Source organism: [Clostridium] celerecrescens 18A, from assembly GCF_002797975.1.
Taxonomy (GTDB): Bacteria; Bacillota; Clostridia; order Lachnospirales; family Lachnospiraceae; genus Lacrimispora; species Lacrimispora celerecrescens.
On sequence record NZ_PGET01000001.1, the window covers coordinates 2,060,561 to 2,074,258 of the forward strand.

The 13,698-nt window shown below is 40.2% G+C and carries 12 protein-coding genes; 1 reads left to right on the forward strand and 11 read right to left on the reverse strand.

What is annotated here, in order from left to right; translation table 11 throughout:
* Positions 1-51: 51 nt before the first annotated feature.
* The 11 genes from H171_RS09680 to H171_RS09730 form a co-directional block, all read right to left on the reverse strand.
* Positions 52-1,281, reverse strand: a complete 1,230-nt coding sequence (locus H171_RS09680; protein ID WP_100304947.1) for a sensor histidine kinase — start codon at positions 1,279-1,281, stop codon at positions 52-54.
* Positions 1,278-1,979 (reverse strand): response regulator transcription factor, encoded by a 702-nt coding sequence (locus tag H171_RS09685; protein ID WP_100304948.1) that lies wholly within the window; start codon positions 1,977-1,979, stop codon positions 1,278-1,280. Before H171_RS09685 ends, H171_RS09680 begins: the two co-directional genes overlap by 4 nt.
* A complete protein-coding gene (locus tag H171_RS09690; RefSeq protein ID WP_100304949.1) occupies positions 1,969-2,154 on the reverse strand; it encodes a DNA-binding protein in 186 nt (61 codons plus the stop codon). Before H171_RS09690 ends, H171_RS09685 begins: the two co-directional genes overlap by 11 nt.
* Positions 2,155-2,250: 96 nt before the next feature.
* A complete protein-coding gene (locus H171_RS09695) occupies positions 2,251-2,460 on the reverse strand; it encodes a hypothetical protein (protein ID WP_242976928.1) in 210 nt (69 codons plus the stop codon).
* A 15-nt stretch (positions 2,461-2,475) separates the two neighbouring features.
* On the reverse strand, positions 2,476-2,856 hold the full coding sequence (locus H171_RS09700; protein WP_157803137.1) for a hypothetical protein: 381 nt from the start codon (positions 2,854-2,856) through the stop codon (positions 2,476-2,478).
* A complete protein-coding gene (locus tag H171_RS24570; RefSeq protein ID WP_242976929.1) occupies positions 2,813-3,067 on the reverse strand; it encodes a helix-turn-helix domain-containing protein in 255 nt (84 codons plus the stop codon). The genes H171_RS09700 and H171_RS24570 overlap by 44 nt, the downstream gene beginning before the upstream one ends.
* A gap of 277 nt (positions 3,068-3,344) precedes the next feature.
* Positions 3,345-5,561, reverse strand: coding sequence for a DEAD/DEAH box helicase (locus H171_RS09710; RefSeq protein ID WP_100304952.1), 2,217 nt, complete (start codon positions 5,559-5,561; stop codon positions 3,345-3,347).
* 6 nt (positions 5,562-5,567) lie between these two features.
* Positions 5,568-6,884, reverse strand: coding sequence for an ATP-binding protein (locus H171_RS09715; protein WP_100304953.1), 1,317 nt, complete (start codon positions 6,882-6,884; stop codon positions 5,568-5,570).
* 4 nt (positions 6,885-6,888) lie between these two features.
* Entirely contained in the window at positions 6,889-8,577 is a 1,689-nt protein-coding gene (locus H171_RS09720; protein ID WP_166433603.1) for a TerB N-terminal domain-containing protein, read from the reverse strand.
* A 296-nt stretch (positions 8,578-8,873) separates the two neighbouring features.
* On the reverse strand, positions 8,874-9,392 hold the full coding sequence (locus H171_RS09725; RefSeq protein ID WP_100304955.1) for a metallophosphoesterase: 519 nt from the start codon (positions 9,390-9,392) through the stop codon (positions 8,874-8,876).
* A 15-nt stretch (positions 9,393-9,407) separates the two neighbouring features.
* Positions 9,408-9,923 carry an AAA family ATPase gene (locus H171_RS09730; RefSeq protein WP_100304956.1) on the reverse strand — a complete coding sequence of 172 codons (516 nt, stop codon included), beginning with the start codon at positions 9,921-9,923 and terminating at the stop codon, positions 9,408-9,410.
* Positions 9,924-10,259: 336 nt separating this feature from the next.
* On the opposite strand from H171_RS09730, the gene uvrA reads away from it, so the two are divergent.
* Positions 10,260-13,691: an excinuclease ABC subunit UvrA gene (gene uvrA, locus H171_RS09735; protein WP_100304957.1), complete on the forward strand. Its 3,432-nt coding sequence runs from the start codon at positions 10,260-10,262 to the stop codon at positions 13,689-13,691.
* Positions 13,692-13,698 lie beyond the last annotated feature (7 nt).

Below are 13,698 nucleotides of genomic sequence, written 5' to 3' on the forward strand. Positions count from 1 at the left end.
TCCTTTCTGAATAGAATAACAGGTACACCTTACAATCGGGTGAATAACAGCTTACGGTTCCGTAAGAAAGGAAAGCGTAAAAACTGTCCCCTCATGCAGAGCGCTTTGAACGGAGATGATGCCGCCCTGACCCTCAACAATGGCTTTTGCCAGTGACAGGCCTAGACCTATTCCCTGCATATCCAGAGATTTTTTGCTGCGGTAAAAACGTTTAAACACGTGATGTAAATCTTCCGGAGAAATACCTGAACCATTATCTGTAATCAATATGCGGAGCATTGCAGGGGATCGGTTCCAAGAAATATGGATTTCCCCTCCCGAATTGGTATGATCCAACGCATTTTTAACGATATTTCCAATCGCTTCGCTGGTCCACTGCTGATCACAAAGGAGGGTTTCTTCCGGTGTTTCATCGACGATGATTTCTTTTCCCTCACTGGCTGCCCGTGTTGTCAGTTCACTGACAGCTTGAGCAATTAAATTCGATATACGACAGCTTTCTTTTTCAAAAGCAATACTGCCAGCATCTAATCGGGTAATTTTCAGCATGACTTGAATCAGCTGATCCATACGTTTTAGAGCTAATTCTGTCTTTTGGGAATACTCCATTACGGTTTGAACATGATCCGGTTCATCGGCAATGATTTCGTGATACATAGTTAGTGCCGCAAGCGGTGTTTTCAGCTGATGTGATATGTCTGAAATTGTACTTTTTAAAAATTCTTTTGCTTTCTGACTGGCTTCGCTTTTTGACTGGAGTATTGTAGCAAGCTGTTCTACGGAAGCAAAGAGACGATAGATTGTTCCCTCGTTCATTTGTGGCATGTGGCAGGAAAAATCGCTCTCTGTAAAATTGGTAATCACCTTTGCCGCCTGAAGATAAAGCTGCTCTCTTTTCCATAAGAAAATGAATGCTCCAACCAAAAGCAAAGAGGATAGAAGCATTCCAAAAAGCAGCATATAGGATTCTGAAATCTTCTGAAACTCAGCAATGAAGGGAAGAAATCTTATTGCGGTATGTTCTGTTACACCAATATTAGCAAGTAGTGCTTTCCCCTCTTGGCTGTTTGTTGTACTCGTAATGGCTTTGGCAATCACATCTTTTGAAACACCCTGTTCCAAGAAAGAAGTCACAACGGCATTGTCGTGCGATAGAAATAAACCATGCACGGCTTTTTTCTGTACAGCATTCAACCCTATGCCAGAAAGAAAAATCAGCAAAACAAAGGTTAAAATAAACACACTAAAATATTTGAATTGTTTATCACGAAAAAGGTTCATACAGATACCTCGTTCCACTGATAGCCAAATCCCCGGATCGTTATTAAATGCTCTGGATGGGAAGGATCAGATTCAATTTTTTCACGGAGCCGCCGCACATAAACGGAAAGAGTATTATCGTCCACAAAGTCGCCTGTATTGTCCCACAGTTCATTTAATATAGTATTACGAGTAGTCACCCGGTTAGCATTTTTTACGAATAAACAAATAAGACGGTATTCTGCGCTTGTTAAATCCAGAGTTTTTCCATTTAACAACACCCGGCTTCCTAAAAGGTCAATCGATATATCACCACATTCTATTATGGTATGGTTATTTTGATTGGAAATTCCCATTCGGCGCAGCAGGGCACGTATCCGGGAACACAGTTCGCCGAGTTTAAAAGGTTTTGTAACATAGTCATCGCCACCGCAGTCCAGCCCCCGAATGACATTCACCTCTTCATCGGAAGCGGTTAAAAATAGAATAGGAATCTTATATCCTTGTTTCCTCACTTTTTCGCAAACTTCAAAGCCCGTCCCATCCGGCAATGTCACATCAAGAATAAGTAAGTCGTATTTATCAATCATAGGTAACCAGCCCAAGGCTTCTTCTACCGTACGGACAAGTTCAACATCAAAGCCATTGCGCTCTAAAGAATATTTCAGCCCATCCACTAAACTGATGTCATCTTCTAATAGCAAAATTTTATTTTCCATCGTTCATTCCCCTTTTTCTGGCATCCACTGGTTTTTCCGCATCTTTTGGAATTGCCCATGCACGACCAAAGCGAACTGCTCCGTCAATTCTGTTTTCCCCACATAGCTTTTGTATTCTCCGCTTGGAGATTTCCCATTTTTCAGAAGCCTGCTGCACAGATATATAATCAAGCATTTGTTTTCCTCCACAATGTTTATTGATTCCAGTATATATGCAATAGCGAATGAATTCAACAATCCCTTTTACCAAATGTATTCTTGTCAACCGTCATCATTGGTTCGTTAATTGTCCGGAGAGCCATTCTGTCAGCTCCGTAAGCTCAGAGGGAAACAGTATACCATGAGTTTTCACCCCGGTCACGCCCCAAAGCTCGCCGCTCCATTCCTCCAGGCAATCATCCATATCACCCCATTCATTCTCTCTGTAGATATGAGGGAAGAGGTGGCTGAATAACTGCAGGGTTTGCAGTTCATTTTTCATGGTGCATCTGTCCTTTCATTCTGATTTAAAATCACCTTTTCCGTCAAGAAACGGTATTAATCGTTCAAGCAAATTTTCATTGATTATGTCATATGTTGCGATTTCCAGCAGTTTGACAACTGTATCATCATTTATGTATTCCGCTAATGAAACAATGCTAGAAATATCTATTCCATGTTTTGCAAGACCTTTTGCCATTTTGTCAAGTAAACTGGGTTTTAGCAACGGTGCGATATTTACTATATCAGATATGCATTGTTTGTCCAATTCACTGCATAAATCTTGCCCTTCCACAGCGCTTTCATGAATGGCGGCTTCCTTATCAGTTGGATGGCCGGAACTAATAAGTTCATCAAGAGTGATACCGAATATCGGGGAAACTGTCTCCGCACTCATATTTTGATATTGCTTGACGGGTCAGGTTAAGTCGTTCAGCAAGTTCAGATTGTGTCATGTCTGCTTTTTTACGAAGCTTTGAAGTATATGCACCAAATTTTTTTATATCAAACATAAAAGATACCTCCTTATATTCAGAATATCGTGGATGCAAAGGCAAATCAAGCAAAGGATAGTTGCCATTAACCATATCCAATGTTATGTCACCCATTCCGAGAAAGAACCTCCGTTAGCAAGGTATAACGGCATCTTTTCCTCGATAATAGGTTCTATGTTCTCAATAATACATTCTTTGATTTCTTCAATTAAAAAAGACACAATTTCAAAACTGAAATGTGCCTTATTTGCCCTTTATTTACCAAGTGTCCGTCCAAGCTTTCATGCCTGCGGTTTAATATCATAAGTGATAATTCCCCCACAGATTATTAGTACTAAAATTATTCAAAAACAAAAGAACCGTAAGCTATTTATAAAATCCCTGTCTCGTATCATTGTTCCCCATAAATACAGTTCTCAAGTGCCTCTTTTAACCCTTCAAAATCCAAATAGTCTTCAATAAATTGTTTGCGTAGTAAATTAAAAGGAATAAACTCGTTATATTTACCATCAATCTGCACTTTCTCAGGTAAAGGAAGTTCATATAAATCTAGATCAGATTTTATAATATCGGAAATAATATATTCCAATTCTTCTTTCGTTCCAGTAAAATTCACCTCTAAATAGACACAAGTAATCCAGGGATGTTTACTTTTTATTTTCCTTTTCAACAATGCAAAATGAAGAGTTAATAGCTGTCGTGTCCCCAACCAAGGGAACACCGCATATTTTACATCAGAGAGAGGGGTAACCAGATTTTCTAAAATACCGCTATTTCGAGCAATGTATTGTATTTCCGTTAATCGTTCACGACACCTTTCACTCAAGTAGGGATATGACAAATCACCTTTAAGAATGCTGCGGACCTTTTTTACTAAAACAGTATGCAGCTCCGCATCGAAATCCACGTCCCAGTCAACGACTGAAATACCTGGTACTTTTTTAACAAAAATTACCTTTGATTTTGTATTAACATCAACCGTTTCCCATGTCATGCCCGCTAATGCAAAACGAGTACCAACAGGGTAAATCTTATCAACAGTACCGATTGTGCGGTTTTCATCCTTAACAAGCAAATATTCCGGTGCAAGGAAAACCGTGAGAAAATGATGACTATTTACAATTTTTTCGCCTTCTCTGCCGATCATCAAGCCCCCGTGTTCTGTCCGCTGTAATTGCTCAATATTGATAAGATGAGTCAATAACTGTTTATAATCCTCCTGGGAAATATGGCTAAAACAACCCAAAGTAAGGATGGCCTGCGCAAGAGCTGCAGGGGAAAGTTCACCACTGCTTTTTAAGTGGCTCATCGTTTGATGATACAGAAGGTTATATGCATGATGATGCGGATAAATTGGTTCTATCCAATGGTCCTTTATATACAGCTCAATAATAGCAATCGTTCGGATAAACTCCCAATTGATAGGCCCCAGTGTATCTGCCGGATTGATTCGGATATCTTCAACAAAGGTGAATAGAAGTTGTGGAACCTGACCTCGGCGTCCACATCTGCCAAGCCGCTGTGCAAAGCTGGAGACGCTAAGCGGGGCGCCGACCTGTACTGCCTGATCAAGCGAACCAATGTCAATACCTAATTCCAATGTAACGGTTGCACCGGTAACAATTTTATCATCACTTGATTTCATCTCATCCTCCGTGTTTTCACGAAGCAACGCAGAAACATTTCCGTGATGAACCCGGTAAACATCTGGCGCCTTTTTTTGTAGCGCAATTTCACGAAGATTCGCCATAACAAGTTCGGTTTCTTCCCGGCTGTTTGTAAAGATGATGGTCTTTTTATCAAGCGTCATCTTAAATAAATATTCGTAATGCTCACGATCACCCATATTCCCGCCTGTTACAACCTTGTTATCGCTTGCGTCGTTGTCAGAGATATCACGCTCATCGTGTAGATTAACAAAACGTTCCACATGAAGCTTGATACGCTTCTTTCCATCTTCCGTTATAGGGGCAGCACAGTTACGGCCAGTTCCTGTATTGAGCCAGTTCTGTGCGGAAGACACATCACCGAGCGTTGCCGAAAGGCCGATACGCCTTGGATTTACGCCAGTCAGCTTTTGAAGACGTTCTAAGATGCACAACAGCTGAACACCGCGTGCATCGCGCATAAACTGATGTACTTCATCAATAATGACAAATCGCAAATCAGAGAACATTTGGAGGCAAGCGCCACGCTTATTGGTTAAAAGGCTTTCAAGTGATTCCGGGGTTATTTGGATAATCCCTTCCGGATGCTTGATCAACTCATTTTTCTTGGTTTGTGATGCGTCACCGTGCCATTTACAAACAGGAATATGTGAATCAACAAGTAACTGCTCAAGGCGTTTGAACTGGTCGTTAATAAGAGCTTTCAGCGGTGAAATATACATTACGCCTACCGAACGGGAAGGTTTCTCATACAGCTCCGTAAGCACAGGCAAAAAAGCCGCTTCGGTTTTTCCAGAGGCCGTGCCAGAGGAAAGCAGTAAATTGTCATCACTGTTAAAAATGACCTCGCAAGAGGCAACCTGTATTCCACGTAATTCCTCCCATTTGTTCTGATATATGAAATCCTGTATGAAAGGAGCAAGTCTGTTAAATACATCCATCTTAGTTTACACCTCGAAATCTAAAAAATCACTGTGTATCGTTTCATCGGACAAACCACCCTTGGCCATCTCAAAGCTGTTGCTGCCTAAAATATCAGACACACTACTATTTGGGTTCTGATGCAGAATATTAACAAGTTCGATGAAATCACGGATGATTTCTCTCGGTGTGATATGTGTGCCTGCACCAACACGATTATATTCCACGGTCAGAAAGTACAGTAAATCCTCATGATTCATCGTTGGTGTATAGCTGTATAGCTGTGCATGAATGTCCCGCAGTTTTTCAACGAGAACATACACCTCTTCTTGCGTAAGCATTTGCAGCCTAATAATAGGAGCGGTTAAGTCCTTCATCTCTTCAGTGGCAAAATGTCCTTCTGCAAGGCGAGACCGAAGAGCTTCATAACTGAACATACCTTTGTATTTATCTTCAATGCACTGAGGTGTACCGCCGATTAAAAATCCAATATGCTTTGCTTTGCCCTGTAACACGTCGTTATACATAGTCAGTATTTTTTCATAATTATTTTGTCTTGTGATGGAGTTTGGAATCTTATAAATATTGACAAGTTCATCAATGAAAACCAATAGCCCCTTATATCCGGCGTTTACTAAAAAAACAGCAAATAATTTCAAAAAATCATACCATGTTTCATCCGTAACAATGAAATTAATATCCAAATCTGCCTTTGCTTCTTTGCGGGATGCATATTCGCCGCGAAACCACTTCAGTACATTTGATTTCATTGCGGCATCATCTTGTTGGTAGGCTCTCCAGTAAGCAGCAACTGCTTTGGCGAACTCAAAACCGTTTACCATGCCCTCAAGAGAACCAGCTACGACATATATCTGTTTTTCAACTAATCGATTGAACGCTTCGCCTTCTGCATCGGACTGTGCTCTTATAGACGCCTGTATACCTGAGATCCATTTTTCCAAAATCAACGGCAGTGCGCCACCATCCGGCTTTGATTTCGTTGAAAGGTTTTGGATCAGTTCTTTGTATGTTGCAAGTCCCTGCCCTTTTGTTCCCGCAAACCGTCGCTCAGGGGAAAGGTCAGCATCAACCACAGCAAAGCCTTTTGCAGTCGCATAATTACGTATGGTTTGAAGTAAAAAGCTCTTACCGCTGCCATACTTACCTACAATAAATCGAAAAGAAGCACTTCCATCCTCAATCATTTCAATATCATGTAAAATCGCAGCAATTTCCTGTGTTCGCCCTACGGTGATGTATTCAAGTCCTATGCGGGGGACCACACCCCCCTTTAATGCATTGATTAGTATATTAGCTATCCTCAACGGCAACTTATTTTCCATTATATTACACCATTTCCTTAATTTTATTTATATATTCTTCATATATAGTCAGACTATCGTCAAGTTCAAGAATGTTATCACCGATTGTGTCAATCGCCTTTTCATTAATACTGTCAGCCAACACTTCCAGCATAACTCCGTTGGCATCTGCAAAATGCTTCAGATTTGTATCCCCTTGAAGTATTAATTTAAGCGCATTCACTTCTGTTTCGCCGAGTATATGAAAAAAACTTGTCCAATTGTCTTGCATTGCTATAGGAGCGTCGGTAAAAACAGTTTGAGATATAGCAGGACTAGTCTCTGCTGTGCTTGATTCAAAATACATCATAGGTTCGATATCTGGCACGATCAGTTTTTCCTGAGTGTCATCAGCTTCAAGTCTTATTTTATGAAGAGAAGTTTCATCCACGGATACAACAATTTTCGTTGATTCTTTGTAATACTCATTCACTGCTTCGTGAATTATATATTCAAGGGAAAGGCCCACAGATTCAAGTTTTTTTATAAGTTCTTTGTCAACTAAATGAATATCAGCAGACAGCTTGTGTTTAAACTTTGTAACTTTTCGTAACTCAGATTCTGTTTGCTTCATAATATAGCCAATGAGTTGCCGACCGCTATTCATAGCCAGTGTGGAACTAAAAGACCAAAAGTTTTGAGAACATATATATATTTCTTTATCGGAAAACACAACTTTCTTATCCGGTCTATTAATTGCGGAATAAAACAATGCATCCTTGAAAGGCGTCCATACAGACATCTTATTCGTCGGATAAAAAATCAAATCGTCAAAAATGATACCTGCTCTATTAAAAACAACTCTAAGTTTATGGATTACCATACAAAAACAATCACTGAGCTGCCCTTTTGTATCATTGGTAAAAAAAATTGATTTTCTGATATCATACTTTGAAACATTGCAAAACAAATCAAAGTTGTCGTTCATGTCTGTTTCGTACATGAATACTTTGGCATAATGTGCTTGCAGATTGTTTTCACAGACAAATTCCTTAAATGGCTTCGGGAGATCATAATAAATATGGTAGTCCTTTATCCACTTAACCATATATTTATCAATCGAAGAGTCAAAACGCTTGAAAGCTCTCCAGAAAAACATCAGCTTATCAAGTCCTTCCTGAGAGTCAGCCACTCCGATATTATGAATCAGCTCGTAAATATAAACAAAGGCATATGATAATGAAACATTTGTAACATTACCTTTTCTTACATCAGTCCGCCATGTAAAATATGTTCTGAGCTGCGCATAACTCATTTGCTGGTAATAAGGAAAATAGTTTGAAAATTCTACATAGCCATTGTAATCATCTTCGTAATCCTTCATGAAAACAGCTTGTTTATAGAATACTTTTGAATTACTAATCCGTGTTTGCTTGTTATAAAAATGAGAATTGAAATTAGAAGGAAGCTGGGTATCTCTTGCTATTTGCCTCATTTCATTAAATATCTTACGATTCTCATCAACGATAGGATTTACTACTTGCGGCTGAGGTCTAGAAAATGCCCGATTGTTGTTTGTTCCTCCGTCAATTTCAATTTCAGCAAAAACCTCGTCTTCAAAAGAAACAGGAGTGACGTTTTGCAGAAACTGTTTTAATTGATTTTCCTTTTCTTCAAAAAAAGAAATTTGTCCCGGTATTTTTACAGGTTTATATTTCTGGTCATTTTTGTTCATACGCATTATAATTACGAGAAATACCCGCTACCTCCTTTTTTTGATATAAGCTGTCTCTCTTAAAAGTCTATTCCTTTCAATCTTTGACAGCTGTAAACAAACTCAATTAATCATCATCTTCATCACAATATTTTTAATGCGGCCTATAGAGATAATATATCATATTTATATGGATAAAGCAAACAAATGTTCTTGCTGTTGATTTCATATCTGGTAGCTGATTGGTCATAAAAGAAGCCATAAAGCATGGTCAACCTACCGCCTTATGACTCCATGATTCCTTATGATATCGATTCTTATTCTTGCTCTGGCTTTATAATACCCATCAACCGTTTGATTTCCTCAAACTCTATGGGAGTATAATCAATCCGTTCCACACTAACACAAAAACTCTGGCTACTATAATCGGTATACTGCTTGCTGGAATGTACATGACAAAAAATATTGGCATAGGGCATGTTGGTATTGGTATAAAGCGGCTCATGAGACAGTATCCAAAAGTGATCTAAAATAATAGGAGCATCGTAAACCCGATGAAATCCCATATCATAATAACATTTCACATTTGGATTGTCATGATTCCCAAGGATCAGATATTTGATTCCCTTCAGCCGTTTTACAATCCCGGCAGTAACCTCAGCCTTATAAAAAGAAACATCTCCTAACTGATAGACCTTATCCTGTTCTCCAACTACCAGGTTCCAGTTAGCAATCAGTGTATCGTCCATTTCTTTCACCGTTTTAAATGGACGATTCTCATAAGCCATAATTGCACTGTGACCAAAATGCGGATCGGCAATAAAAAAAGTATTCATAGTTCCTCCATAGCTCTACAAATAATCTAATACCAGCCTAACCGATTGCTCCGGTGACTGATCTGAGGTGTCGGGCCAAAATCCAATTTTAGGAGTTTCCCGCATAAAGTCCGCGTGTAGTGTTTCCCGCGTAAAACCAATATACCCAACCTTTCCCCGCGATGCCTCTCGCTTCTTTACTGTTTTCACATTTGGACAAAGCACTATTACATGAACACTCCGGTCCCCCAGCATATCTAATATCTTGGAAAGCTCTTCGCCGTAATAATTATCCTGCATAACAACAGAAAACCCGCTATCATAATAGGTTCTGGCCACATCTGCGGTCAAGCCATAGCGCAGATGCAACTGTCGGACGGCTTCGTCGGATGGCTGTACGGGCATCTCTGCACGTCCTGATACAATCATTGTTCGAAATATATCACCGCGCAGGTGTACGCTGTTTACAATTTTTGAAGCGAGTAGTTCTGCAACTGTTGATTTTCCAGATGTCATAACACCAGTAATTAAATATATTGCCTTCTCCAGCATAACACACCTCCTATTGATGCTTTTTAAATCCGTAAAGTATTTTATCCCAACGATAAATTCAAATTTTTCATTTTATCACTCTATCTATCTAATATTAAGAAAAATTGCTTAGCAAGAATCAGAATAAAAAAGACTTTATTCAAATCGGCCGCCTACGGCTAAGACATTGCAAGCCGAATATGCAGAACTGCTTTCGAAGAATAAAAAAGCAAACTGAAATGTCCGAATACCTCCATTGCTTGGACTTATTTTGCTGTTTTCTCAAACAGATAAAAAGCCACTTGACTCTGACACCGTGTCAAGGCTTAAGGTCAATTTCAAAGGAGGGATATGAAAATGAATTTTAAGATTTACTCGAAGCAAAGCATTATAACTAATCCCAAGCAGTTTATAGACAAATACAAAGATTTACCAGCATCTCCAAAGGAATTACTGAAAATAGTGCAAGGATTAGTCATTCATGGTGACCAGGGAAAGCTGTACAACACTACCTTCAGCAAAAGACAGATGGATGAAGAATTGTTACGCACTGTCCCGCAAATGTTAGAGAAATTATTACAATTCAACCAAAGTTCCCTGTTAGACACAAGACCCGCAAATCTTCGTCTGATTGGAATGTGCAGAGATTACGCTCTACTCTTCTTATCTTTTCTACGGCATAAGGGTATTCCTGCAAGACTGCGTGTTGGCTTTGCTAATTATTTTGAAAGTGAACTAATGTATGAAGATCACTGGCTTATTGAATATTACGACAAAGAAAAACATCATTGGGTGCGTGTAGACGCACAGCTTGATAGCATTCAGAAGGCTCATTTTGGGGTGACTTTTGACACTGAAAATATGCCGTCAGATGCAGGATATCTACTTGGAGGGCAAGCGTGGACGCTATGCCGCTTGGGAGAGCGCCATCCGGAGGATTTTGGCTACAATAAAAACTGGAAGGGTTGGCATTCCGTCAAAGGGAATCTATTACATGATTTCAACAGCCTACTTGCTATGGAACTCCTGCCGTGGGATTTGTGGACGGAGCTTAGTACGAAAAAATATAATAATCTAAGTCGGCGGGAAAAGGACATTTTAGATGAAATGGCTATGCTTACCACAAATCCTAACATCACGGAAGAAGAACTCTTAGCATTTCAAAAACGTTTGCCTGCGGAGTACATGGAGGCTATCCATTCAAAACTTAAGCTGTTGGGTATTGAGGGGCAATACGAAACGTTGAGCCCCGATATGCTGGAGACAAAGTTTTCTATAATTCCATCAGCAAAAGAACGAACTGTAGTTACCCCCGTGAAAGATAATAAACATCAATTGGTGTTAAAAGGGTGTCGTCAAAACAACTTAAAAAATGTGAATGTGATCATTCCAAAAGAAAAGCTTACTGTCATCACAGGTGTAAGTGGAAGCGGTAAATCGTCTCTAGCTTTTGACACAATTTATGCAGAGGGAAAACGTCGATATCTCGATAACATGTCAAATGCTGCTAAAATGCAGGAACAGATAGAAAAACCGGATTTTGATACGATACAAGGTCTCACTCCCACCATTGCAATTGAGCAGAAAAAAGGAAGTCAAAACCCTCGTTCTACCGTTGGAACGCTGACAGGTATTTTGGATCACCTGCGAATGCTATATGTTGCAATCGGAATACCTCATTGCCCTTATTGCGGAGTGCCTGTACAAAAAGATAGCAAAAGTAAAAATCGTTGTCCTGTTTGCGGTAGCCTGTTTCAAGGGCTGACAGCATCAACGTTTAATGCCAATGCTCATGTAGGGGCATGCCATACCTGCAATGGGCTTGGAATTTTATATGAAGTTAACACGGATACTATTGTGGTGAATGGCGACCTATCTGTGTTAGATGGAGCTACTTCCTACTTTGGAAAGCTGCGTGGTAAAAAACCAACAGGAAACTGGATGCTCGGAGAATTATATGCAATAGCAGCCGATATGAACGTGGATTTAGATCTGCCTTGGAATGAGTTACCCAATGAATTCAAACAAGCAGTATTTTACGGCACAGGGGATAAAATTTACAGCTTTAAATATAATTCCGGAGGACGTGATACAGAAATCAATCGCCCCGCAGCTGGAGCAGTAAGCCATATACAGCGATTATTCCGAGAATCCAAGTCAAATGATAATCCACAAAAAGAATATATGCGGGAAATTCCCTGCCCCACCTGTCACGGAGAATTATTGTGCTATGAAGCCCGCTACACAACAATTATAGGATACCGTTTGCCCGAACTAACAAAGATGTCCATTGACAAGCTCTGGAATTGGGTATGCAACTTGCAGGAATTGCTTTCAGATAATCAGAAAAGCAAAGCCGAAGAAGTTCTGCTCGAAATTCAAAATCGAATTGTAAATCTCTTACAAGTTGGTTTGCCATATGTATCTTTGAGTCGAACCGCTCCAACCCTTTCAGGTGGTGAATTACAGCGTGTACGGTTGTCTAGCCAGCTTGGCAGTGAACTAATTGGTCTTACCTATATCCTTGACGAGCCCTCCATCGGGTTGCACCCACGAGATCATCATCTGATGATTGACACTATCAAGCATCTACGGGATAAGGGAAATACCGTTATTGTTGTAGAACATGATAAGGATACAATGTTAAATGCTGATTATATCGTTGATATCGGCCCTGGTGCGGGAACTTTCGGCGGTGAAATTGTGGCCGCAGGAACTGTGGATGAATTTATGAAAAATACATTGTCTGCTACCGGACGTTTTCTTAGCAAGAGCAAATCATGTGAGCCAGAAAATACAATAAATCCTCATAAGTGGATGACTCTGAACGGATGTACTGGAAACAATCTTAAAAATATCAACGTCCGTTTTCCACTTCATACAATGTGCTGTATTACTGGTGTAAGCGGTTCTGGGAAAAGCTCACTCATTTTTGGTACCTTGATACCGGCACTGAACAAGGTGATTAACCATCAAAGGTGTGTCGATTCCAGTTATCTCTCCTTTGAGGGATATGAGGATATTGATGGGTTTGTCCAGATGGATCAAAGTCCAGTTGGGAAGTCCTCACGCTCAACCCCTGCAACCTATATTGGTGTTTTTGACACTATCCGCAGCGTATTTGCAAAACAACCCAGAGCTTATGAGCTTGGGCTTAGTGAAAGCCATTTCAGCTTCAACTCAAAGGGCGGTGGATGCCCTGTGTGTGAGGGGCAGGGGCAAATTAAAGTCGCTTTTCAATATATGGCGGACACTTACGTTACTTGTCCAGAATGTAAGGGCAGCCGCTATCAGGAGTGTGTGCTAGAGGTTCTTTACAAGGGAAAAAGTATTGCAGAAGTCTTGCATATGGATGTGTCGGAAGCACTATTACTTTTTAAAGATGTTACAGAGATTGTACAAAAGCTGTCCCTAATGGATGAAGTAGGTCTGCCTTACCTAAAACTGGGCCAAAGCACTGCTACTCTTAGCGGAGGTGAAGCACAAAGACTGAAGCTTGCCAAGGAACTGAGCGGAAAGCAAAAAAGGCATATGGTCTATATATTGGATGAACCGACAACTGGGTTGCACTTTCAGGACATTGAAAAGCTGCTATTGATTTTCCGCAAATTGGTTGATGCAGGGCATTCACTATACATTATTGAACACAACACCGAAATCATCGGAGCCTCAGACTGGATTATTGATATTGGGCCAGAGGGAGGAAATGCTGGAGGGCAGGTTGTGGCCGAGGGAAGTCCGGTGAAAATTAAAAGAAATCCAGCAAGCGTTACTGGCAAGTATCTGTGAGGAGGGA

Coding starts and splice junctions, on each gene's coding strand:
- H171_RS09710 (WP_100304952.1), bottom strand. CDS start 5,561: ATGGATGTATTTAACAGACTTGCTCCTTTCATACAGGATTTCATATAT.
- H171_RS24570 (WP_242976929.1), bottom strand. CDS start 3,067: ATGGGTGACATAACATTGGATATGGTTAATGGCAACTATCCTTTGCTT.
- H171_RS09720 (WP_166433603.1), bottom strand. CDS start 8,577: ATGAACAAAAATGACCAGAAATATAAACCTGTAAAAATACCGGGACAA.
- H171_RS09700 (WP_157803137.1), bottom strand. CDS start 2,856: ATGAGTGCGGAGACAGTTTCCCCGATATTCGGTATCACTCTTGATGAA.
- uvrA (WP_100304957.1), top strand. CDS start 10,260: ATGAATTTTAAGATTTACTCGAAGCAAAGCATTATAACTAATCCCAAG.
- H171_RS09685 (WP_100304948.1), bottom strand. CDS start 1,979: ATGGAAAATAAAATTTTGCTATTAGAAGATGACATCAGTTTAGTGGAT.
- H171_RS09725 (WP_100304955.1), bottom strand. CDS start 9,392: ATGAATACTTTTTTTATTGCCGATCCGCATTTTGGTCACAGTGCAATT.
- H171_RS09695 (WP_242976928.1), bottom strand. CDS start 2,460: ATGAAAAATGAACTGCAAACCCTGCAGTTATTCAGCCACCTCTTCCCT.
- H171_RS09715 (WP_100304953.1), bottom strand. CDS start 6,884: ATGGAAAATAAGTTGCCGTTGAGGATAGCTAATATACTAATCAATGCA.
- H171_RS09680 (WP_100304947.1), bottom strand. CDS start 1,281: ATGAACCTTTTTCGTGATAAACAATTCAAATATTTTAGTGTGTTTATT.
- H171_RS09730 (WP_100304956.1), bottom strand. CDS start 9,923: ATGCTGGAGAAGGCAATATATTTAATTACTGGTGTTATGACATCTGGA.
- H171_RS09690 (WP_100304949.1), bottom strand. CDS start 2,154: ATGCTTGATTATATATCTGTGCAGCAGGCTTCTGAAAAATGGGAAATC.